At 38.5% G+C, this 22,309-nt stretch carries 16 protein-coding genes; 12 read left to right on the forward strand and 4 right to left on the reverse strand.

The annotated features are described in order from the left end of the window. Positions 1 to 169: 169 nt before the first annotated feature. On the reverse strand, positions 170 to 1,378 hold the full coding sequence (gene hmpA / locus MHH87_RS07880) for an NO-inducible flavohemoprotein (RefSeq protein ID WP_340748764.1): 1,209 nt from the start codon (positions 1,376 to 1,378) through the stop codon (positions 170 to 172). A gap of 202 nt (positions 1,379 to 1,580) precedes the next feature. Here hmpA and MHH87_RS07885 point away from each other — a divergent pair, with 202 nt between their 5' ends. Next, positions 1,581 to 2,081: a pyridoxamine 5'-phosphate oxidase family protein gene (locus MHH87_RS07885; protein ID WP_340748765.1), complete on the forward strand. Its 501-nt coding sequence runs from the start codon at positions 1,581 to 1,583 to the stop codon at positions 2,079 to 2,081. A gap of 498 nt (positions 2,082 to 2,579) precedes the next feature. On the opposite strand, the gene MHH87_RS07890 is transcribed toward MHH87_RS07885, so the two are convergent. Next, on the reverse strand, positions 2,580 to 3,500 hold the full coding sequence (locus MHH87_RS07890) for an EamA family transporter (protein WP_340748766.1): 921 nt from the start codon (positions 3,498 to 3,500) through the stop codon (positions 2,580 to 2,582). Between the two features lie 102 nt (positions 3,501 to 3,602). Between MHH87_RS07890 and MHH87_RS07895 the strand changes: the two genes are divergently transcribed. From MHH87_RS07895 to MHH87_RS07905, 3 genes are all read left to right on the forward strand, one after another. Continuing rightward, positions 3,603 to 4,487 carry a helix-turn-helix transcriptional regulator gene (locus tag MHH87_RS07895; RefSeq protein ID WP_340748767.1) on the forward strand — a complete coding sequence of 295 codons (885 nt, stop codon included), beginning with the start codon at positions 3,603 to 3,605 and terminating at the stop codon, positions 4,485 to 4,487. Positions 4,488 to 4,739: 252 nt separating this feature from the next. Continuing rightward, positions 4,740 to 5,639: a stalk domain-containing protein gene (locus MHH87_RS07900; protein ID WP_340748768.1), complete on the forward strand. Its 900-nt coding sequence runs from the start codon at positions 4,740 to 4,742 to the stop codon at positions 5,637 to 5,639. A gap of 342 nt (positions 5,640 to 5,981) precedes the next feature. Then, positions 5,982 to 6,227: a hypothetical protein gene (locus MHH87_RS07905; RefSeq protein WP_340748769.1), complete on the forward strand. Its 246-nt coding sequence runs from the start codon at positions 5,982 to 5,984 to the stop codon at positions 6,225 to 6,227. Positions 6,228 to 6,448: 221 nt separating this feature from the next. Here the strand turns inward: MHH87_RS07905 and MHH87_RS07910 are convergent, their stop codons facing one another. Continuing rightward, positions 6,449 to 7,588 (reverse strand): YhgE/Pip domain-containing protein, encoded by a 1,140-nt coding sequence (locus MHH87_RS07910; protein ID WP_340748770.1) that lies wholly within the window; start codon positions 7,586 to 7,588, stop codon positions 6,449 to 6,451. A gap of 164 nt (positions 7,589 to 7,752) precedes the next feature. Here MHH87_RS07910 and MHH87_RS07915 point away from each other — a divergent pair, with 164 nt between their 5' ends. The 4 genes from MHH87_RS07915 (at position 7,753) to MHH87_RS07930 (ending at position 14,990) form a co-directional block, all read left to right on the forward strand. After that, complete coding sequence (locus MHH87_RS07915) at positions 7,753 to 8,385, forward strand: TetR/AcrR family transcriptional regulator (RefSeq protein WP_340748771.1); 633 nt, start codon at positions 7,753 to 7,755, stop codon at positions 8,383 to 8,385. Positions 8,386 to 8,517: 132 nt separating this feature from the next. Then, positions 8,518 to 11,724: a DEAD/DEAH box helicase gene (locus MHH87_RS07920; RefSeq protein ID WP_340748772.1), complete on the forward strand. Its 3,207-nt coding sequence runs from the start codon at positions 8,518 to 8,520 to the stop codon at positions 11,722 to 11,724. A 421-nt stretch (positions 11,725 to 12,145) separates the two neighbouring features. After that, positions 12,146 to 13,087 carry a serine O-acetyltransferase EpsC gene (epsC, locus tag MHH87_RS07925; RefSeq protein WP_340748773.1) on the forward strand — a complete coding sequence of 314 codons (942 nt, stop codon included), beginning with the start codon at positions 12,146 to 12,148 and terminating at the stop codon, positions 13,085 to 13,087. Positions 13,088 to 13,343: 256 nt separating this feature from the next. Then, positions 13,344 to 14,990, forward strand: a complete 1,647-nt coding sequence (locus tag MHH87_RS07930) for an N-acetylmuramoyl-L-alanine amidase (protein WP_340748774.1) — start codon at positions 13,344 to 13,346, stop codon at positions 14,988 to 14,990. A gap of 58 nt (positions 14,991 to 15,048) precedes the next feature. On the opposite strand, the gene MHH87_RS07935 is transcribed toward MHH87_RS07930, so the two are convergent. Beyond that, positions 15,049 to 15,588: a GNAT family N-acetyltransferase gene (locus MHH87_RS07935; protein WP_340748775.1), complete on the reverse strand. Its 540-nt coding sequence runs from the start codon at positions 15,586 to 15,588 to the stop codon at positions 15,049 to 15,051. 835 nt (positions 15,589 to 16,423) lie between these two features. Here MHH87_RS07935 and MHH87_RS07940 point away from each other — a divergent pair. The 4 genes from MHH87_RS07940 (at position 16,424) to MHH87_RS07955 (ending at position 22,247) form a co-directional block, all read left to right on the forward strand. After that, the gene (locus tag MHH87_RS07940; protein ID WP_340748776.1) at positions 16,424 to 17,323 is read left to right on the forward strand and encodes an ABC transporter ATP-binding protein; all 900 of its coding nucleotides are present in this window, start codon (positions 16,424 to 16,426) and stop codon (positions 17,321 to 17,323) included. Then, the gene (locus tag MHH87_RS07945) at positions 17,316 to 18,554 is read left to right on the forward strand and encodes an ABC transporter permease (RefSeq protein WP_340748777.1); all 1,239 of its coding nucleotides are present in this window, start codon (positions 17,316 to 17,318) and stop codon (positions 18,552 to 18,554) included. Before MHH87_RS07940 ends, MHH87_RS07945 begins: the two co-directional genes overlap by 8 nt. A gap of 167 nt (positions 18,555 to 18,721) precedes the next feature. Continuing rightward, positions 18,722 to 20,482 (forward strand): ABC transporter transmembrane domain-containing protein, encoded by a 1,761-nt coding sequence (locus tag MHH87_RS07950; protein ID WP_340748778.1) that lies wholly within the window; start codon positions 18,722 to 18,724, stop codon positions 20,480 to 20,482. Continuing rightward, complete coding sequence (locus MHH87_RS07955; protein ID WP_340748779.1) at positions 20,475 to 22,247, forward strand: ABC transporter ATP-binding protein; 1,773 nt, start codon at positions 20,475 to 20,477, stop codon at positions 22,245 to 22,247. The genes MHH87_RS07950 and MHH87_RS07955 overlap by 8 nt, the downstream gene beginning before the upstream one ends. Positions 22,248 to 22,309 lie beyond the last annotated feature (62 nt).

The raw sequence follows: 22,309 nt of genomic DNA on the forward strand, positions 1-22,309 counted from the left end.
TTATCTATGAATAGCGTCTCAACTGACTAAAAAGCTTATTGATTATTGAAACCTCCTCTTAATAGTTCGTGGAGGTTTTTTCACGTTTTTTCTTGTAATGATCAGAATGCTAAAGTCCGTAGAAATAGAAAATCCCCGTAAAAAGCTCACGAGGATTTTAATAGCTAGTTTATTTTGTACCAAGTTGTAATGCTGGACCGAAAAATTCGTAATGAATTTGGCTATTAGGAATATTTAACTCACGTAATTCGTTCACTGCTGCTTCCATAAATGGCGTTGGACCACAAATATATACTTGTGTATCGGCAAATACCAATGAACGTAACACCTCAGCGTTTACATATACATTTTGATCAGAGAAAAGTACTTTATGATTCGGGTTTTTATCTTTTTTGAATGAAGATAATAATTTATTAAATCCTTTAGGTGGATTTAACTCGTCCATTTTTTTAGCAATTGCTTCACGGAATGCGAGTACTTTTTCATTACGTGCGCATTGAATAAATGTTACGTTTTCTTTATTTTTTATTGATTGCAGCATTGTGTTAAGTGGTGTAACACCAATACCACCGCTAATGAATAATACTGGCGCTGTTGTTGGTTCATAAGTAAACACACCCGCTGGCGCACTGACTTCGATTAATGTACCTTCTGCTGCATCATGTAAGAAGTTTGATACGGCACCATTTACTACGCTTCCATTTTCGCGTTTCACTGAAATACGGAATTCGTTTGAATTACTTGGTTGAGATAATGTGTATTGACGGTTTAATAAGTATTCAGATTCTGGTGATGAAACGCGAACGGATACATATTGACCAGGTTTGTAGGTTGGTAAATTACTACCATCTACTGGTGTTAAGTAAAATGAAGTAACTAAGTCACTTTCTACTACTTTACGTGAGATTTTAAATGATTTAAATGAGCGCCATCCACCATTTGACTCTGTTGCTTTATATAAATCTTCTTCTACTTGGATGAAGATATCCGCAATGACTCCGTAAGCTTTGCCCCATGCATCAAGAATTTCATCTGTTGCTGCATCGCCTAATACTTCTTTAATTGCTGCTAATAAGTATTGACCTACAATTGGATAGTGCTCAGGTAAAATACCTAGGCTACGGTGTTTGTGTGCAATTTGTACCACAACTGGTACGATTGGTTCTAAGTTGTCAATATGTTTAGCTGCTGCGTATACAGTATTTGCTAAGGCGTTTTGTTGACGTCCTTGTTCTTGGTTTGTGTGGTTAAAAATATTTAATAAGGATGGATTATCTTTGAATAAATTGCTGTAAAAAGTTTTAGTAATTGCTAAGCCATGAACCTCTAATACTGGTACTGTTGATTTAATAACGTCAATTGTATGTTGATCTAACATGCTGAACACGTCCTTTCAAAACACAATATACGCCTCAGAACAATTAAAAGCAATATTAAAAATACATCTTTAATAATTTGGACATAAATATGTATTTTATATACATCTTTTCTAATTGCTATTTAAAAGGTGTATTTGATACACTACTACTATCTAGTTTATACCAATTTTTTCTAAAATAATCGATGGGAGAGTGATGTAAATGAAAGGGGTTATCCAAAACAAGCGTGTAGAAATCACACAGGATGAAGCGTACCAATTTCTTAAAACAGCGAAAGTTGCTCACGTCGCAACAGTTAGTGCAGATGGCTATCCATATGTAATCCCGTTTGTTTACGTTTATGAAGGGGAAGAAAAATTGTATCTTCATATTGGAAATATTCGTGAAAGTCATTTTTGGGAGAATATTAAGCAAAATCCAAAAGTGAGTATTGAAATAAGCGAAATGGGCGATTTACTGCCTGGGAAAAAATATGCCTGTCAATCAGCTCTTGTTTATACAAGTGTTGTTCTATTCGGAACAATTACGCGAATTGAAGGAGATGCGAGGAAAGAATGGTTCTTCGATCGTTTGCTTGAAAAATACGGAAATCCTGATTGGAAATTCGAACGAGAAGGATACCCGGTTCTTCCAAAGATTGAGTTATTCGAAGTCCAAATCGAAAATATTACTGGAAAATTAAATGACGGCATGATGCACTAAAAATAAGTGGCTGCTTTTCTGAAATTACTACGAAAATAGAACGAAGGAACAACTTTGCAACTGACACAAGTTTCACCCCTAATTAACGATAAATAAAAATCGATTGATAAATTATTGACAGGGACTAATGTAGAAATTCTAGGTATTCATTTAAATGCACAAGAGACGGTTCTAGAGCATATCACACCATTTGAAGCAGTGGTAATTTGTCGTAAAGGGACAGTTAAATTCTAGGTAGAAGGGGTAGAACAACTAGTAAATGAACAGTCGATTTTAGTCATGGAACCTAGTGAAGCACATAGCTTAGAAGCAGTGACAGATTGTGAATTGGTGTTGTAGAAAAACTCGAATCTGCTTCACCAACTATTAAAGCACTCTGATCAAAAATCAGAGTGCTTTAATAAATTTGTTGAACTTCCGAATAAGTCACTAGAACTTCCAGACAAACAGAGCAGATCTTAGCTCCTATTTTTTATACAAATTCACCCAACCACTAGCTTAACTCTCACTTGATAAAACCAATTCTTCCTTCTTCAAAGCCAAGTAAATCATCATAAGCAAGATCAATCCTGCACCAAACCACTGAAACGTCCCGAACGGCTCTTTTAGCCAAATAACGGTTGCCAAAACAGCTGTTAGCGGCTCAATATTGCCGAGCAGACTTGCTTCTTTAGCAGTTAATGTTTGCAGGCTCTCGATATAAAACCAAAAAGATAGCATTGTCCCGAAAATGACGACAATAACTAAATAGAAAACCGTCATTCCGGTCCAGGTACTTACATCCACATCCCACGGTGCGTGGAAGAAGCTCATCGTAATCCCTGCAACAACCATTGCCCAACCGACAATTACGAGCGAGTCGTAAAGTTTCAAGAGTGGTATTGCATAAATTGTGTAAAACGCGAGCGTCACACCGGATAGGAGACCCCAAATAATGGAGGGCATTGGAACAGCAAGTGCGGATAGCGAGCCATTTGTTAGTAAGAAAAAACTTCCGCTTAGTGCGAGTATGACAGTTACCGCATCTCGCGGTGTAAAGCGTGATTGACCACGAAGTACAACATAAATAATAATCATGACAGGAGCTAAGTATTGCAGTAATGTAGCAACCGCAGCATTTCCAGTCTCAATTGATGCCATATATGTGTATTGAACTGCCAGCATCCCTACCAATGCGAAAATAATTAAACGAGTAGCAGTGAATTTATGCTTCCAAACGTCTAATATTTGTTCCTTATCTTTAAATAAAAACTGTGCCAGTAGCAGCAGTATCCCAGCAATTAATAGGCGAACGGATACGAGCCAACCAACTTCAATCCCTTCATTTTGGAAGAGTTGCTGCGAAACGGTACCGCCAATGCCCCAAAAGAAGCAGCCGGAAATAACAAGTAATAAACCTTTGAAACGATCATTTTTCATATTAGCCCTCTTAAAATATTGTGATAGTATTATTGTAACGAAAGAAACTGTTAAAAACTACCGAATTTTTGCTTAAAAATATAACAATATTGAGGTGAGGTCATGCAAATATATGAAATTTCTCTAACCCCGTCACTCCAAGAGGCGAGGAAACATGGTAGTCCTGAATTCCCACTTGCTTGTTACCGGACGGATGTGCGCAAAAATATTCATGGTCATATCCCACTTCATTGGCATGAGGAAATTCAGTTTATGCTTGTCGTAGAAGGTGAGGTGGCGCTGCAAATTAATGGTCGGCCATGTTTGCTAAAAGAAGGGGACGGGCTTTTTATTAATTCTGGCGCGCTTCATATTACAAGAGCCGTCGAACATAACCGGAGTGTGTATATTTGTATAAATGTTGGCAAGGAATTACTCGCACCCGCACCGTTACAGCTGAAATTTGTAATACCGCTCATTCATTCGGCCACTGCGTATGTCCACTGGGAGAAGTCCGCGGAGCATATGGTGCAATTACAAAGGATTACACAAATCTATACATTGTACGAACAGTGTACAGAGTTACATATGCTCGAAATTGCACAACTTGTTCAGCAGTGCTGGCAGTATGTCGTGCACAGTGAACAGCCGGCTGAAAAAGTGTTACACATACAACCAAATGATCGCATGAAGGCCATGCTCTTGTTTATTCAAGCGCATGCGCACGAAAAAATATTGCTCGAGGAGATTGCGCAGGCAGGCCATATAAGTCGTGCGGAATGCTGTCGTTACTTTAGAAAATGGCTACAGCAAACACCGATTCAGTACGTTACGGCTTATCGTCTAGACCAAAGTATTCGACTGCTCCAGCATAGTGAGTTGTCCGTCACGGAAATCGCACTACAAGTTGGCTTTGGTAGCACGAGTTATTTTATTGAAAAATTTGCGGCTCAGTACGAACAAACCCCGCATCAATTTCGGAAAAATCTTGTTGACCATATTAAGTAAAGCAACTAGAGGCGGGATCGGAGTAGACAGGAATTAACAACTCAAATGCAAAAATAGCTGTTCGCTAAGTGAATTACTCACGTGAGAAGCGGCTTTTTTTGTCGGGAAATTTAATAATGCGATTTCTATTTTGCTTTTCAAAACAATTTTTTGGGATTTTTTAAGAATATTTTTCTCTTTTTACCAAAATAGTGTAACCTTTTTGGGCTTCATACGACTAATTAACGATTTCAACTAGAGAGGAATGGTTTTATGAAGATGTCAAAAATCGCACCATTAGCAATGACAGCACTTTTAATGGGTGGCACTGCTGCTTTTGCAGAAGGCCCAGCAACAATCGTAGCTACAAAAGAAAAGGAAGTACAACCGGTTTTTATTAAAGTAACAGGTACGGTTGAAAATGTAGAAGTGCGTGACAACATCACTTACTATGAAATGAAACAAGAAAACAATCCGCATTTCTTAGTCGTAACGGATGAAACGCTCGTTTTTGACAATACAGGGAAAAAGGTTGAGCTGAAAAAAGGGGATGAAGTAACATCCTATATGTATGCGAATAAACCTATGATCCTCATCTATCCGCCAAGATATAATCCAGAAGTGGTCATAGTACAAACAGATGCAGTGGGTACTGCTGCTGTAGGAACATTTGATGAGGAACTACTAGATGCCTCGTTATCTCTGAAACTTAATCTTTGGGACAAGACTGAGCTTGTAAATGTAGCAGGAGAAACAGTGACAGCGGGAGATCTTGCGGGGAACAATGCAGTTGTTTTCTACACAATTACAACAATGAGTATTCCAGCGCAAACAACACCTTCAAAAGTAGTGCTGCTTCCTCAAGAGCAAAGTGCATCAACAACAGATGAACCGATGATTGACAAAATTATTGGTACAGATTTTAAAGATGTGAATGGTACTAAAATGGTTCCGCTACGTGTAATCGCAGAGGAACTTGGCTATAAAGTCACGACAACAGGGAAAGGTGCAATCCTATCAAAAGGAGCGCTATCTTATACAATTACGCGCGGGGAAAAAACATACGGCTATAATAAAGCACTAGGCCAGTTCGTAGAGGCACCAGCATTATTAGAGACAAATAAAACCTATGTACCGTACGAATTCGCTTTACAACTACTAGAAAACAAATAACATCGAAAGACTTGAGTCCGGTATTGTACGGGGCTCAAGCCTTTTATTTTTGTTAAGGAAATTTTAAAAATACAGAGTTGAGTTCGATTCTGAACCCGGACACTTGCTATATATTGTGAAATTTTAAGGGGAATGATTCGAAGAAATTTGTAGTGATGGCGAGAGTGTGTGCTTCCCCTGGGTTGGCAGGATGACGGTAAGTGAGCTAGCATGGAGAAATTGAATAAATCGGATAATAAACACACATGATATTTAACGAGTATGGATATTCCGTCAAGCGTAACGCTTTGTTACATAGTATTGATGAAAAAATAGGTATTAACAGTAAAAGGAGTGATCCTGATGGCTATTTGTCCTTTATGTAATTCGCTAAAAGAAGTAGAAATCTATTGCCCTAAATGTAGTACACGATTAAATGATTCAGGCAAGGTATCCGATTATTTAGACCCATATGGACATTATAATGACGAAGAAACAGTAAAAATGGGAGATGGCTATCCCTTTACAGCGAAAGATCAAATTTGTCCTCATTTAATGATTTGTAATCAGTGCGGTCATGATGAGGTGAAATTTGTGCAAGAAGAATAGCGGACGAATATGGCTAGTTACTATTCTATAAGGAAAGTAGCGTTAATCCGCATATGATTAGCGCTTTTTATTTGTAGAAAAGAAAGCATAACTTTCTTATCTACATAAGTAAGGACATCATCTCGCCCCATATTGGGCGAGATGTGTCTTTCTAATATTAATTACGATAGGTATGGAATAAATAAAACCCGTCTCCTAAGAAAGAGACGGACTAAATAACGTTAAATTTCAGATACTTCTTGCTTCGTTGGAACCAATGCTTTTGCCAAATGAATGAAACTACTAACAACAGCAATCCAAAATAGCACAATAGCAGCACCATTCCACATTGCTCCGTTGTAAAACAGTATTTCACGCACACCATCAAACAGAAAGCGCATAGGAAGCCAAGGATAAATCCAATCTCTATAAAAATCAGGAAGCATTTCCGGTGCTAACTGAAGTAAAGGCAATCCAAAGAACATTAATAAAACGAATACAGTAATTGATGCAATCCCAATCCATGATAGGAAGGCAGAGATTAATAAGATAAAGCTTATGCAAGCAATGGCTAAGAATATGGCTATTGTAACAAAGCTTGTATATTCATAATCTAGTATGAACGTTGTATACCATGTTAAGCTAAATCCAGCTACAAAACCGAGAGCAATGGCAACTAGTATTTGTACAAGTTTAAATTTTAATTTTTCAGCTAGTGTTGTGAAAACTCGGTTTTTACCTGCAAGCCATAACATAACAGCACTAGCAATACTAGCTATCCATAATGGCTGGAATAATGATAATGGTGCATTGCCTAATGTACCTGTTTCATGCAGCATTGTTGTCGTGCTTTTAATCGGAGCTGCATAAATGCGTGCTTGTTCAACTGTTAATGGTACCTTATTTTGCTCCATCGTCGATAATAGTTGGTTACTGATCACATGATTCATTTGCGTAACTATACTAGATAAAGTTTGACTGACAACAGTTGCAACAGTTGAATTTTTTCCTTGATTAATAGTTACCTGTAATTCAGGAGAAGATGGTGTTGTTGTCTGTAAAGATAAATACTTCTCTGTAAAATCTGCAGGAATGACAATTGCCCCGTATAAATTTTGGTTTGCCATCTCCTTTTTCATCTCTTGTTGACTATTTAATATAATCCATTTAATCATTGGCTCATCGCCGGCTTGCATTGCTTTTGAATTTTCCTGAACAGTTTTAACAAATGAGTTGCTCATTTCTCCATTATCCTCGATTACAAAGGCTATTGGGAGGTTTTTAACTGATTGGTGAGCACCTGGAATTTGAGTGGAAACAAAAATAAATAATAAGACAAGTACAGCAACAAAAGGAATCATTAAAAATTTATTCTTTTTCATTCTATTTCCCCCTTATTAAAATTTGACATCGTGTTGATTTTTGATTCGTTTTTATTATATGTTATAAGAAAAATAGCTTCGATAATCAATATCTTTAATAATGTTGAATTTTCAACAAATTAAAATCGAATGTTCAGTTTTTAACGTAAAGGGGGAATTGAGTGTTGGAAAAAGGCAAATATGAGAGAAAAACAATGCATACAAAAAAAGAGATTAAGGAAGCTTTTACGGAATTATTAGATGAAAAAGGCTTTACTGCCATTACAATTCGGGATATTACAACGCGAGCTAATTTAAATCGAGGTACGTTTTATCTACATTATTTGGATAAATATGATTTACTCGAGAAATGTGAAGAAGAAATATTTCAAAAGCTGCAGGAAATGGCTAAAAATATGAATCCATCAAATTTGACACAGTTATACATAACTGGCCGGCCACATCCATTTATAGTAAATATATTTGAATATTTCAAAGAGAACGCGTCATTTTTAAGAGCTGTATTAGGACCGAATGGGGATCCAGCTTTTGAAGAGAAAGTAAGAAAAGTTCTCATTGAGACTATATTTAAAAATGCATCTAACATCGTACATTTATCTAACCTTACGATACCAATAGAAGTGGTAACTCAATTTATTTCTTCTGCACAAATTGGTGTAGTGCGATATTGGTTAAATTCAAACATGCAACAAACGCCAGAGGAAATCGCAACGATGATGTTTCAAATGTTGACAAAGGGTCCATTTGCAGCGAGTGGGTTGAAAAAGCATTTAATAAACGATGAGGGAAATGTTTAGGAAATCATAATAAAGTTGCAACAACCAAATTAAGATTACAAATTAAAATACGTGATAAAATAGGGAATAGTGAAGAAAACTGAACGGAATTAAAATATATAGTGCAAAAATAAAAAGGAGGGAGCGGGATACATGAATATCAAAGTCAACCATAAAATCATCAAAGAAATGTGTGGTACCGTCTCCTTCAAAAGAGGAGACTCTTTTTTTCGGGCAAATAAAGTAACATTTGAACAGTATGAATCTGATATTTGCGTCGCTACGGTTAACGGAACTGAAGACTTCCATGTCACAATTAAAAAAGATATGGTAGGGCGTATTCAGACGACTTGTAGCTGTTCTGCACTTCTAGATTTCAGTAAGTGTTGCCAACATGTTGCGGCTGTATTAATCGCAGTTTATGAACGCCAACGACTAGACGATTTTCCATCTGAACAATCCAAACAATCGAATGATCGAGAACTATCAGAAGACTTCATGGCACTCTTCCAGGACAGACCGACTCGAACAAGCAGACATCAACTTCATTTTGAAAAAAGACAGGTATTGGATGTTCACTTTACGCTTAAACCGTTTTCAATTGGGGAAGGGCAGTACTTACTTGGAGTAGAAGTAGACATTGATCAAATTAAGCTATCAAATATTCGAGAATTTTTACAAAGTGTAAAGATGGGGAGAGCTAGTAAATTATCTTCTTCATTTTACTTTGATCCGAATTTGCATTGCTTTGTTAACGAAGTAGACGCGATCCTTCATCAACTTATCCGAGTTGCCAGTGATGAGAAGGCATTTATAGAAGCTTTACCACAAGACACTAACTACCCAGTCAGAAATGAAGTATTACTCATTCAACCATCTGCTTGGGGAGTGCTCATGCCTTTACTTGCACAAGTTCCATTCATAACGCTTGCACAGGATAGACATGTATATCAGACCTTACGCATTGTAGAGGGAGCGCCACCTTTACAGTTTACATTAGAAGATATCGAAAACAATTATCAATTGACGATTAAGGGTTTTGAACGAATGCTGCTTTTAAATGCTTATAATTCCGTGTTATGTGACGGAAAAGTATTTCAGTTAGAAGGACAGGACTGTGAACGATTATTTGAACTAAAACAAATGCTTGTCTCGCCAAGTACGAATCTCGTGCCCATTCCAGCTGGGAAAATTGATTTTTTCCTAAAAAACGTAGTACCAGGTTTGAGAAAAATAGGCGATGTTAAGCTGTCTAAAAGATTAACTGAGGAAATGTTGAAAACACCACTTGTAGTCAAGCTTTACTTGGATCGTTTGAAAAATAGACTGCTTGCAGGTCTAGAGTTCCATTATGAACATGTTGTGATTCAACCATTGGAAAGTCGAGATCCGAAAGCAGGCCAGGTGATTATAAGGGATATTGAGAAAGAAGAGGAAATCCTTGAGCTTATGGAGGAGAGCGGATTTACGATAACAGAAGGCGGTTATTTTATGCAAAATGAAGAATTGGAGTATGACTTTTTAACTTATGTCGTTCCTAAGATTCAACAAGTTGCACAAATATATGCGACTACATCTGTTCGAAATCGCATCGTAAGAAATAATGCATTTCCTAAAATTAGAGTGAAGGTTCAAAAAGAACGTACGAATTGGTTGGAATTTAAATTTGAGATGGACGGTATTGCAGATAAACAAATTAAGGGAATTTTAGAAGCACTGGAAGTAAAGCAGAAATATTATCGCCTTCCGAATGGGTCACTGCTATCGTTGGAAACAAAGGAAATGGAAGAAATTCGCCATTTTCTACATGCGGGGCCAGTTCAAGATGATCATTTTGAAGCGACATTAAATATGCCCATCCTGCAAAGCCTGAAATTTCTTGATTTGATTGATGATAGTCTATTGTTTACCCCAGAGGAATCGTTTCGTCAGTTTCTAGATCAATTACTCCATCCCGAGCAGTTGGATTTTGAAGTACCACAAACTTTAGATGGCATATTAAGAGACTACCAAAAGCAAGGATTTAAGTGGTTGAAAGCATTAGCAAGTTACGGATTTGGTGGTGTTTTAGCCGATGATATGGGACTAGGGAAGACAGTGCAAAGTATTACGTTCATTGTTTCGGAACTATCAAACATTCGAGCTAGGAAGCAGCCAGTTCTCATTGTTTGCCCCTCGTCTGTAACCTATAACTGGTTACATGAAATGATGACATTTGCTCCTGAACTTCAAGCAATTGTAATAGATGGGGATAAAGCGGAGCGAAAAGAGCTACATCAGGATCTCCAAAATATAGACGTCATCATTACCTCTTATCCGTTACTTCGCCGTGATATTACGTGGTACGAAAACCAAACATTTCATACGGTTTTCTTTGATGAGGCACAGGCGTTTAAAAATCCAGTGACCCAAACGGCACGGGCTGTTAAAAAGATCAAAGCAGATACCCGTTTTGGACTTACAGGAACACCTGTAGAAAATAGTGTGGAAGAGCTTTGGTCCATATATCATGTTGTTTTCCCGCAACTATTCCAAGGATTACAGGAATACAGCCATTTAACAAGAAAAGCAATTGCTCGCAGGGTTCGTCCATTTTTACTCCGTCGAATAAAAGAAGATGTGCTTTCCGAGTTACCTGATAAAAACGAAACACTTGAATCATCAGAATTACTACCTGAACAAAAACAACTTTATACAGCTTACTTAGCGAAGCTTCGCCATGATACATTTAAGCATCTCGACAAAAAGACCTTTCGGAAAAATCGTATTCGAATTTTAGCGGGCTTGACGAGATTGCGCCAAATTTGTTGCCATCCTGCTTTGTTTGTTGAAGGCTACAAGGGTAGTTCAGCAAAATTTGAGCAGTTGCTCCTGATACTAGAGGAATCAAGACTCTCTGGCAGAAGAGTGTTGATTTTTTCTCAATTCACGAAAATGCTTGATCTAATTGGGCGAGCGATTACAATGCGAGGGCAAACGTATTTCTATCTGGATGGACAAACCCCTTCAGAGGAACGAGTAGATCTATGCAATCGATTTAATGAAGGCGAGCGAGAGGTGTTTTTGATTTCATTAAAAGCAGGTGGAACAGGGCTAAACTTAACAGGTGCAGACACGGTCATCTTATACGATCTTTGGTGGAATCCGGCGGTCGAGGAACAAGCGGCAGGTCGTGCACATCGAATGGGTCAGAAAAACGTTGTACAGATTATTAAGCTCATTTCTCGTGGGACTATAGAGGAGAAAATGAATGAGCTCCAAGAAAAAAAGAGAGATCTCATTGCAGACATTATCCAATCTGAAGATAAAGTTTCGACTACTTTATCGGAAGAAGATATACGTGAAATATTGATGATTTAAAGAATGCATATGTACGATATTTTGAGGGTTGTCCTCTAAAAGTAAAGAACAGATAGCGAATAAAATACCTAATCATTTATTCAAAAACACCCGGATAAGCGCACAAAGCAACGGGTATCTTCATGTGAAAAGCAATGTGAGAATGAAATTTACTCATATTGCTTTTTTTATTGAAGCAGATAGATAATACTCTATAATAATACGGCTTTTTTTTTGTATAACCAATTGTTTAGTTTGTTAGGTAATGGGTTGGAGAGTTACTATGAAGAAGGGGTAGAGTGTTTTTGTTTACATAGACAGAAGGCTCATCATTGTAATAAACTATTAAATATAAATAATAGAATCTGATTGTATTGAACGATCCTTGAAATAATTTGATTCAGGGAGAAAAGAAACTGACTAAAAGGGGTAATCAAAAATTATGAAATTAAATGATTGGTTAAACAATGAAATTCCGAATATTGCAAATTCCCTAAACGAAATTAATCAGCAGCATTTTGATATAGAAAATTCGATTGGCTTTTCAGGGAAAGATACGATTTACAAAATTCTTCATCAATTCCAAGCTATTTTATTTCCTGGTATATATGAAGGCAAGCCGATAGATGATACGCGTTTGAATGTTGAAACGAGCAATGACTTACGCGCTTCTGCGTTAGATTTACGAGACATTATTGAAAAGGTGTTAATTTATCATCAAAATACATCGGATTGTGGCTGTGATGCAGAAGCGTGCCGCGAACAAGCAGATGGCATGGTCATGGCGCTCATTAATCTGTTCCCAACGATTCGTAAAATCATTCAAACAGATATTCAAGCAGCGTATGATGGGGACCCAGCAGCACTTTCAAACGAAGAAATTTTACTAAGCTACCCGTCAATTATAGCAGTATGCATTCATAGAATTGCCCATGAACTCTATAAATTGGATGTGAAAATTATTCCGCGAATTATGTCAGAATATGCGCATCAAATGACAGGCATTGACATTCACCCAGGTGCGTCTATTGGCGAGTCGTTCTTCATCGACCACGGTACGGGCGTAGTAATCGGTGAGACATGTACAATCGGAAAAAACGTAAAAATCTATCAAGGAGTGACATTAGGTGCGTTAAGCTTCCCGTTGGATGAAAATGGGAAACCGATTAAAGGTATTAAACGTCACCCTGATATTGAGGACAATGTAGTCATTTATGCCGGCGCGACCATTTTAGGCGGAAAAACGAAAATTGGGCACGATACCGTACTCGGTAGTAATATCTGGCTAACAGAATCAGTACCACCGTATTCACGCGTCTACAATTCACCACCATCGCCGAAAATTAGTAATAGCCAGCAAAAAAATATGGATTTTCAAATATAAATGACAAACAGCTCGTCTCTATTGTGGAGACGGGTTTTTATTATGTAAATTTCATTGGGGAAAAAGCATGTTCCTGTCATGGTAGAGAAATGTTGGAATTGGAGGAAGTTCGTAATTCGTGAAGTAATTAAAAAGGCTTGGTTTTCAAGTAGTGGGATTATTATTTTTTTGACATCACAGAACATTTGGCCTATATGTTTTTTGTCGTATTTTGTTAAAATATACAAGGTACAGTAAAAGAAAGGGCATGAATACAATGAATCAAAAAATTATTGGCTTCTTTGCCGCTCTCCTGCTAATGTTCACACTCGCAACGGAGCCCGCTTCGGCTAGTGTTACATTTGCAGATGTATCGGCAAAGGACGACACGTACAAAGAAATACAGTACTTAATTAGCCTCGGAGCTATTAAAGGTTACACAGAAAATGGCAAAACATATTACAAACCAAATGCAACGGTCACAAGAGGACAGGCAGCAAAAATGGTCGTTATCTCCTCTGGTAACACACCTTTAAAAGTCAGCACATCTTCATTTACAGATGTAGCGATAAATACCGAATTATCAACGTATGTTGAACGTGCAGTGCAGCTTGGGTTTTTTAAAAAAACATCAAACAAGTTTTCACCGAACACACCGTTATCTCGTGAGGAAATGAGTTATGTAATCACGAAAGCATTTAACTTAAATCCAAGCAAATACAGCAATGCTAAAATGGTTTTCCCGGATGTCTCAAATTCTAATACATATGCCTCTTACATTAAGGCAATTTATTATAACGGCATTACAAAAGGCAACAATGGCAATTTTATGCCGAAAAGTTCAGTAACCCGTGCACAGTTTGCTTCATTCGTAGCGCGTGGGAAAAGTGATACATATCGTCTACCTCTTCCACCAGTTGAAGAAGAAATAGATGAAACGCAAATAATTGGTATCGGGACTGTGACGACAAATGGCTTAAATATACGTTCAACGCCAGATGCATCGAGCAGTAGTAATATTGTTAGTCAAGTAAACAAAGGTGAGAAATTATCTGTTTATGCCGTTGAAGGAAACTGGCTAAAAATTTCGTATCAAGGTGCCTATGCGTATGTCAGTAAATCCTATGTCCAGTTTTCAGATGAGAACGATAATCCAACAACAACAGGGATACTTGCACGCGTAACCGTGGACAACTTAACAATCCGTTCAACAGCAAGTGGTTCTTCTTCATCGCTTGGCTCCTTAAAAATAGGTGCGTCAATTAAAGTGCAGTCCATTTCCGGCTACTGGGTAAAAATGAGCTATAACGGTATTTCTGGTTATGTGCATAAGTCCTATATTAAGCTATTAAATCAAGGTGGCAGCGTTGTAAAAAACCGTGTCATTATTCTTGATCCAGGACACGGGGGGAAAGACCCAGGAGCGATGAGTGAAAGTGCGACTGAAAAAAGTATTACGTTAAAAGTCTCGACGTTGGTAAAGAAAAAACTTGAAGCGGCAGGTGCAACCGTTCATATGACACGTACGGGTGATACGTATCCGACACTTGAGGAGCGCGTAGCTTTTACGAAAAATAATTACGGTGAGATTAATGTCAGTGTCCATGTGAATTCTGCGACATCTTCATCTGCCTCTGGTACAGAGACATATTATAATGTATCGATAGGTGACCAATACTTAGAAGATAAGGATTTAGCCACATTTATTAATACTGAAATCGTGAAAAATGCTTCGATGAAAAACCGTGGCGTAAAAACAGCAAATTATTATGTTATAAAAAATATGATGATTCCTTCAGTTCTTATAGAGCTTGGCTTTATTTCAAACTCAGAGGATCGCAACAAAATGACAGCGGATAAGTACGTGGAAATCTTCGCACAGTCGATCTATAATGGAATAGTAGATTATTATTCAAAACAATAATAGTAACACGAGAAATCATCACGGTTTCTCGTGTTTTTTTTTCGCAAGTAAAGCTGGTCTACAATTTTAAAAAATCATTTTTCCGAATGACATGTAATACGCAGGGGGCCTTTACTTGGTGCTCTAATTTTTTTAGTTCAAGCGGGAACTCATCCTCAACATGTAACGATATGTAAGGGAGCTTTTCTTGAGCTTTTCTTGAGCGAATATTGATATGATTAGCACCGGCGAACACATAGTACATGCCCAGTTCTGTAAAGGCTGTATGTAAAATTTTCACCTTTGCCAGTTCATTATAGCCTAGCCCCCAATAGTTATGACCGATCCATGTCCCGATATGACAAGTTTTATGTGTGTAATTAATGTCCTTCAAAGTAATGACCCCAATTAACTGACCTTCCTCATTTAATATGACACGTGAATAGGACTTTCCTTGCCTTTCTTGAACAATAATAAATTTAATGTAGCTAATTGTTCCTTCTAGTGAGGCTTGTTCATCAGTTAGGGCAATCGCGTCTTTTACTTGAGGGGCAGATGATAGCTGTGACATTCTCTCCGCATATTTTAAGTCGTGTGGAACTAACATAACATGTACCATATGAATCCTCCTTTTTTTCCTTGTAGTTAATTATGCTGTTATAACTAATATAATACATTTAATTCTCAAATATTTACAAATTACATCGACATACGATAGAGAGAAGAGTACTAAAGACGTTTCAGGATAAAGGTTGGATCGCTGTGTTAGACGGTAATGCCCGAAAAAATGAATACCTAACTACGAAGCAAAGTAAAGAAGTAGTCAAATACAAAATTAATGGATTCCACGAGCTTTATGAAAATGGGTGGAATAAATCTTTAAATATTTGGAAATTTTGAAACCTTTTTGGTAAAGCATTCGTAGAAAGAGAGGGTATAGAAATGAAAAAATACTATTTATTATTGGGGTCTTTACCAAAACATGTGCTTTACTTTAAAAGAAAGTGTACTACTTTATAGGCACATGGAACGGAAGGCGGCGACTCCTGCGGGAAGAGCGTGAGCCTTGAGACCCCGCACGAAGCGTTTAGGAACGAAGGCTAAGAACGCCACGTCCTGTGGCAACGCCTTCGTGACCAACATCGTGTTGGCCCGAGGAGGCTCAAGCCACGCCCGCGGAAAGCGTCCGCCTGGAGTGGAATGTGCTGTCAAGTACAGATTTTGGTGTAGAGCCTATTATTGCAGAGATGAAATAAGAGAAATGGATTAATGCTAGGGCAGTAATTTTGAACATAAGCCTCTACTTTGATGATGAATCAGTAAAATTGAAAGGTGTTATTTCAATATTGATTGTCATAGCATGTATATTGCTTGGCTTCATGTTAGTACGCTATCAAAAACGTGGAAAGCGCTAAAACAATAACTTCATATTTTCGGAAATTAGGAGGCAAACGATGACATTAACATTACAAAAAGTAACAAAGCGTTATAAAGATTTTACCGCGGTTCAAGATTTGAATTTCACGATTGATAAGGGTGAAATATTCGGACTCATTGGCCAAAATGGCGCGGGTAAAACGACGACATTCCGCATGATTTTAGATTTGCAGGAAACGACGAGCGGAACAATTACATGGGACGGCATGCCAGTGAATAAGTTAAATCGTGATTTGCTCGGCTATTTACCGGAGGAGCGTGGGATCTTTCCACAAATGAAGGTAGAAGAGCAACTAATTTTTTTCGGCGAATTACGTGGTATGAAGCATGACGTACTAAAACGCGAAATTGATTTTTGGATTGAACGCTTTGACCTAGAGGAAAAGCGCCAACAAAAAGCGGAAACATTATCAAAAGGAAATCAACAAAAAGTTCAGCTTATTGCTAGCTTCCTGCACCTTCCGCAATTTCTTATTTTAGATGAGCCATTTAGCGGGTTGGACCCGGTGAATATGGAATTACTAAAAAATGCGATATTACTATTAAAAGAGCAGGGCATGACAATTTTATTCTCCAGTCACCAAATGGACAATGTGGAGGAGCTTTGTGATCATCTATGTTTATTAAAACGAGGTGTATCTTTATTTTCGGGGTCACTCCTTGATCTAAAAAAACAATACGGTAAAATAAAGCTCACGTTGCGAACTCATTTACCTCTTGAAGTGTTAGAACGCTTGGAAGGGGTGAAGCAAGTGCGTGAGGAGCGCGACCAGTTCGTGTTAACGCTACAAGACGAATCCTACGCACGCAAAATTTTCGAGCGAGTTAGTAATGGCGAGTATATTGAAAAATTTAGCCTTGATTATTTGTCGCTGGATGAAATTTTCAAGGATCAGGTAGGTGGTAGCCATGTCTAAATTTATGATTTTAGTTAAACAATTATATAAACAGAAAATCCGTTCAAAACCTTTCCTATTAATGCTAGGATTATATATTGTAATTATTAGTGCAATTGTTTTCTGGTCAGATATTAAGGAAGTTTTTGTAAATAGTGAACAAACTGAAATTGCGCTTATTAACAAAACAGACTATGACATGCAGTCGGTTTTTGTTTCGGGTGATGAAACGAAATGGGTGTTTTTAGAGGCTGCGGACGAGGAACTGGATCAGAAGCTAGAGGACGGCTCGTATTTAGCGGCCATTACCCTAACGGAAGCCGGCCCGAAGCTTGCGGCTGACATTCAATCGTATGACCCGCTACAGCTAAATGATCAGCAAATGCTGTATCAAGAAATTAATAATGCTGGACAATTTTATGCGATGGGGAAACTGGATTTAACTGATGAACAGGCATCAACTTTACTCGATTCGGAGCCTATCGTAACGACAATGACATTAAATACTGAAGCGAAAGATGGCAAAACAACCGATGAAAAACAAGCGGGAATTTTAATTTCATACGGTGTTGGATTTTTAATTTATCTCTTTATTAATACGTTTTTATCCATGATTACGACGGATGTAGCCTCTGAAAAAGGCTCGCGTGCACTAGAAATGCTTCTTGTTAGTGTAAAGCCAGAAACGCATTTCCGTTCGAAGCTTGTCGGTGTATTATTATTAGCAATTACGCAGTTTACCGTGTTGCTTGGCTTCCTTTTTGTCTTACTAAGATTCACGAAAGGCGGAGAGAAGTGGGAAATGGTGTCAGAAGTTTTCACGACCATTTCGCTTTCTTATTTTTCTTATGTCTTAGCTTTCTTGTTCGGTACATTGTTCTTGTTTTTAATAATTGGGGCATTTTTTGGCTCCCTTGTATCAAAGGTAGAGGAAGCATCGCAAGTAATGATGCCAGCAATCTTAATTACGATTGTCGGCTTCTATGTGTTGGTTACGGGTATGTCCAATCCGGATACGATGCTTATTAAAGTATTCTCCTATATCCCATTTACGTCCGGTATGGTCATGCCACTGCGTATTGGTGCGACGGATATTAGTCCCTTGGAGCCGCTGGTATCATTAGCTATTTTGGTTGCGACAGTACTCATACTATATAAACTGAGCTTATCGTTTTATAAACGAAGTGTGCTAACGTATTCATCTGGCGGCATTATTAGTAAAATCAAAACAGTTTTCAAAGTAACGACTTAAACGGCGAACCGCTAATTTCTATAATTAGCGGTTCGTTTTTTGACTATTTGAGCTTAGCCCACTGAATGTACTTCATTCAATTTTATGGATAAATTTCTATATTTTATTCACTCGATTCCTAAAGTTTGCTAAAATAGGCAGACGTGAATAGAAAAGAAGGTGAACAAATGAAGGTGTTTATTAAACTTGCTTGGTTTTTTAACGAGCGAAAACGTGAATATTTTTTTGGGCTAACAATGCTGACAATGGTTGCCATGCTACAACTTATTCCCCCTAAAATAATTGGCTATACAATTGATGAAATTGGAGCGGGTACATTAACGAAGGGCTCGCTCTTAAAATGGCTCGGTGTAATTGCCGGAGTAGCAATACTGATGTATATTTTACGTTATTTTTGGCGCCAAATGATTTTCGGCTCGTCAAACTATTTAGCACGTGCACTACGTGAAAAATTATTCCGCCATTTTACAAAAATGTCACCTTCCTTTTATCAGCAGCGCCGTGTGGGGGATTTAATGGCGCACGCTACGAATGATGTGAATGCCGTACAGCAAACTGCAGGGTTCGGGGTGCTAACATTATTTGACTCCATTACGACGGGAAGTTTCGTCATGCTCGCAATGGCCATTACCATTGACTGGCGCCTGACACTTATTGCCCTTATTCCGATGCCGATTATGGCACTAATCACGAGTTATTATGGCAAGCTACTGCACCAGCGCTTCGGTCGTGCCCAGGCGGCATTTTCGGATTTAAACGATAAAACGCAGGAAAGCATTACCGGCATGAAAGTCATTAAAACTTTCGGTCAGCAGCAAGATGATGTGGAGGATTTCACAAAGCTTTCTAATCAAGTCGTTGAAAAAAATATGCATGTGGCGAAAGTAGATTCATTATTTGATCCAACGATTAGCTTAGTTATTGGGGTAAGTTTCCTTCTTAGTATGGCATTTGGTGCGAAGTTTATTGTGGAAGGTGCGATGACGATTGGTGATTTAGTTGCCTTTAATACATTTTTGGGACTGCTCATATGGCCAATGCTCGCAATTGGGATGCTCTTTAATATTGTGGAGCGCGGCTCGGCATCCTATGACCGCATAGAAGCCTTGCTCAATGTACCTCTTGAAATTGACGACAAGTTTGGCGCGCTTAATGAACGTCCGGAAGGTGATTTACATGTCAATATCCGTGAATTCAAATTCCCAGGAGATGACAAGGTGGCATTACAAAATGTAGCGTTTCAATTAAAACGTGGCGAGACGCTCGGCATTGTAGGGAAAACAGGTGCTGGAAAAACAGCTATTTTGAAATTATTACTACGTGAGTTTGAAGGCTATGATGGAAAAATTACGTACGGTGGGAAAGCAATTGATCATTTCCAAAAGCTACGTCTACGGGAGGCAATTGGCTATGTACCACAAGACCACTTCCTATTCTCGGCTTCGATTTATTCGAATATTGCTTTTACGAATCCTAGTGCTACGCGAGAGCAAGTGGAGCAAGCTGCTAAATTAGCGCAGATTAATGACGATATTTGTAGATTTACAAATGGGTATCAAACAATTGTAGGCGAACGTGGTGTGTCATTATCGGGTGGACAAAAGCAGAGAATTTCTATTGCGCGTGCACTCATGATGAAGCCCGAGTTGCTTATATTAGATGATTCCTTGTCTGCTGTTGATGCAAAAACGGAGGAAGCCATTTTGCAGTCGTTAAAGGATGCACGCCGTGATGCGACAACGATTATTACGTCACATCGCCTGAGTGCCATTCAGCATGCACACATCATTTTAGTGCTACAGGAAGGAACGATTGTAGAAAAGGGCTCGCATGAGGAGCTTATGGCCTTGCGTGGTCGTTATTATGAAATGTATGAATTGCAGCAATTGGAGCAGCTGGTTGAAAAGGGAGGCGAGACAAATGAGTAAGCAACCCACCTTTTCACAACAACAGCAACGACAAGTACTAAAGCGTCTATTTATGTATTTAGTCCCGCATAAAAGGGCAGTTATCGTTGCACTTTTTCTACTCGTGTTAACCGTCACGGGAGATGTGCTCGGTCCGTATTTAATTAAACTATTTATAGATGATCATTTAGCAGTCGGTAATTTTGACCAGGAGCCAATCATTTTTCTTGCAGTGACGTATATGACAATTCAAGTGCTAAATGTTGTCATTAGCTATTTCCAACAGCTAAAGTTCCAGGAAATCGCACTGAAAATCATTCAGCAGCTACGCATAGATGTATTTTCAAAAATTCATCAGCTTGGCATGCGTTATTTTGATAAAGTACCTGCGGGATCAATCGTCTCACGTGCAACGAATGATACAGAGGCGATTAAGGATATGTTTGTTAGTGTATTAATTAGCTTTGTACAGGCGGCATTCCTAATTCTTGGGGTATATGTGGCGATGTTTTTGCTAAATCCGGTGCTTGCGATGTTTGCGCTCGCATTGCTACCAATTATCATTTACATCATTTATTTATACCGAAAGCTAAGCTCCACTGTTTATATGGAAATGCGTGAGAAATTAAGTGAGCTTAATGCGAAGCTTGCGGAATCTTTATCTGGTATGAGTATTATTCAAGTATTCCGCCAAGAAAAACGTTTTAATGATGAGTTTGATGAGATTAACGAGCAGCATTATAGGGCAATGATGAATAATACGAAGCTTAATAGTTTACTACTACGTCCTGTAATTGATCTAGTATACTTTACTGCTATTATTTTATTACTATTCTATTTTGGGCAAACGTCACTAGAGGCTGCAGTTGAAGTCGGTGTTGTCTATGCATTTATTACGTATATAAACCGCTTCTTTGAGCCAATTAATCAAATGATGGAAAGTCTTGCGCTATTCCAGCAGGCGACTGTTGCGGCTTCTCGCGTATTTGCGCTACTTGATGAGGAAGAGTTAGAGCCAGAGCAGGCGAACCATTCGCTGGAAATTAACGAGGGGCGTATTGAATTTAAAGACGTGTCGTTTAGTTATGACGGAGAAAAGGACGTGCTGAAAAATATTTCGTTTGCCGTGAACCCAGGGGAGACGGTTGCACTTGTTGGGCATACGGGAAGCGGGAAAAGCTCGATTATTAACTTACTTATGCGTTTTTACGAGTTTAAACACGGTGATATTTTCATAGACGCGGAGTCGATTAAAGCTTATAGCCAAACGGAGCTCCGCCGAAAGCTAGGACTCGTGCTACAGGATCCGTTTTTATTCTACGGTACGATTGCATCCAATATTCGTTTAAACAATCAGGAGTTAACGGATGTGGATGTGCGTGAGGCGGCTAAGTTTGTGCAAGCGGACGACTTTATTAATACGTTGCCAGATCAGTATGCGCACAAGGTTTCCGAACGCGGCTCTACGTTTTCTAGTGGCCAGCGCCAGCTTATTGCATTTGCGCGGACTATAGCGACAAATCCTAAAGTGCTCGTTTTAGACGAGGCAACGGCTGCAATTGATACAGAAACGGAAGTGGCGATTCAAGGTTCGCTTGAGAAAATGAGAAAAGGGCGTACCACGATTGCGATAGCTCACCGACTCTCAACAATTCAGGACGCAGAGCTAATTTTAGTACTACACCAGGGGGAAATTATAGAGCGTGGTACACATCAGGCGCTACTTGCACAAAAAGGGCTATATCATAAAATGTATTTACTACAAAATGGTATTGTTGAAGAATGAAATTGGTCTCGCACAATAGCGAGGCCTTTTTTTTGGCACTTCCATGTGAAAATGATGTTCTT

Source organism: Solibacillus sp. FSL H8-0538, assembly GCF_038003525.1.
In the GTDB taxonomy this organism is placed as follows: Bacteria; Bacillota; Bacilli; order Bacillales_A; family Planococcaceae; genus JBBOPI01.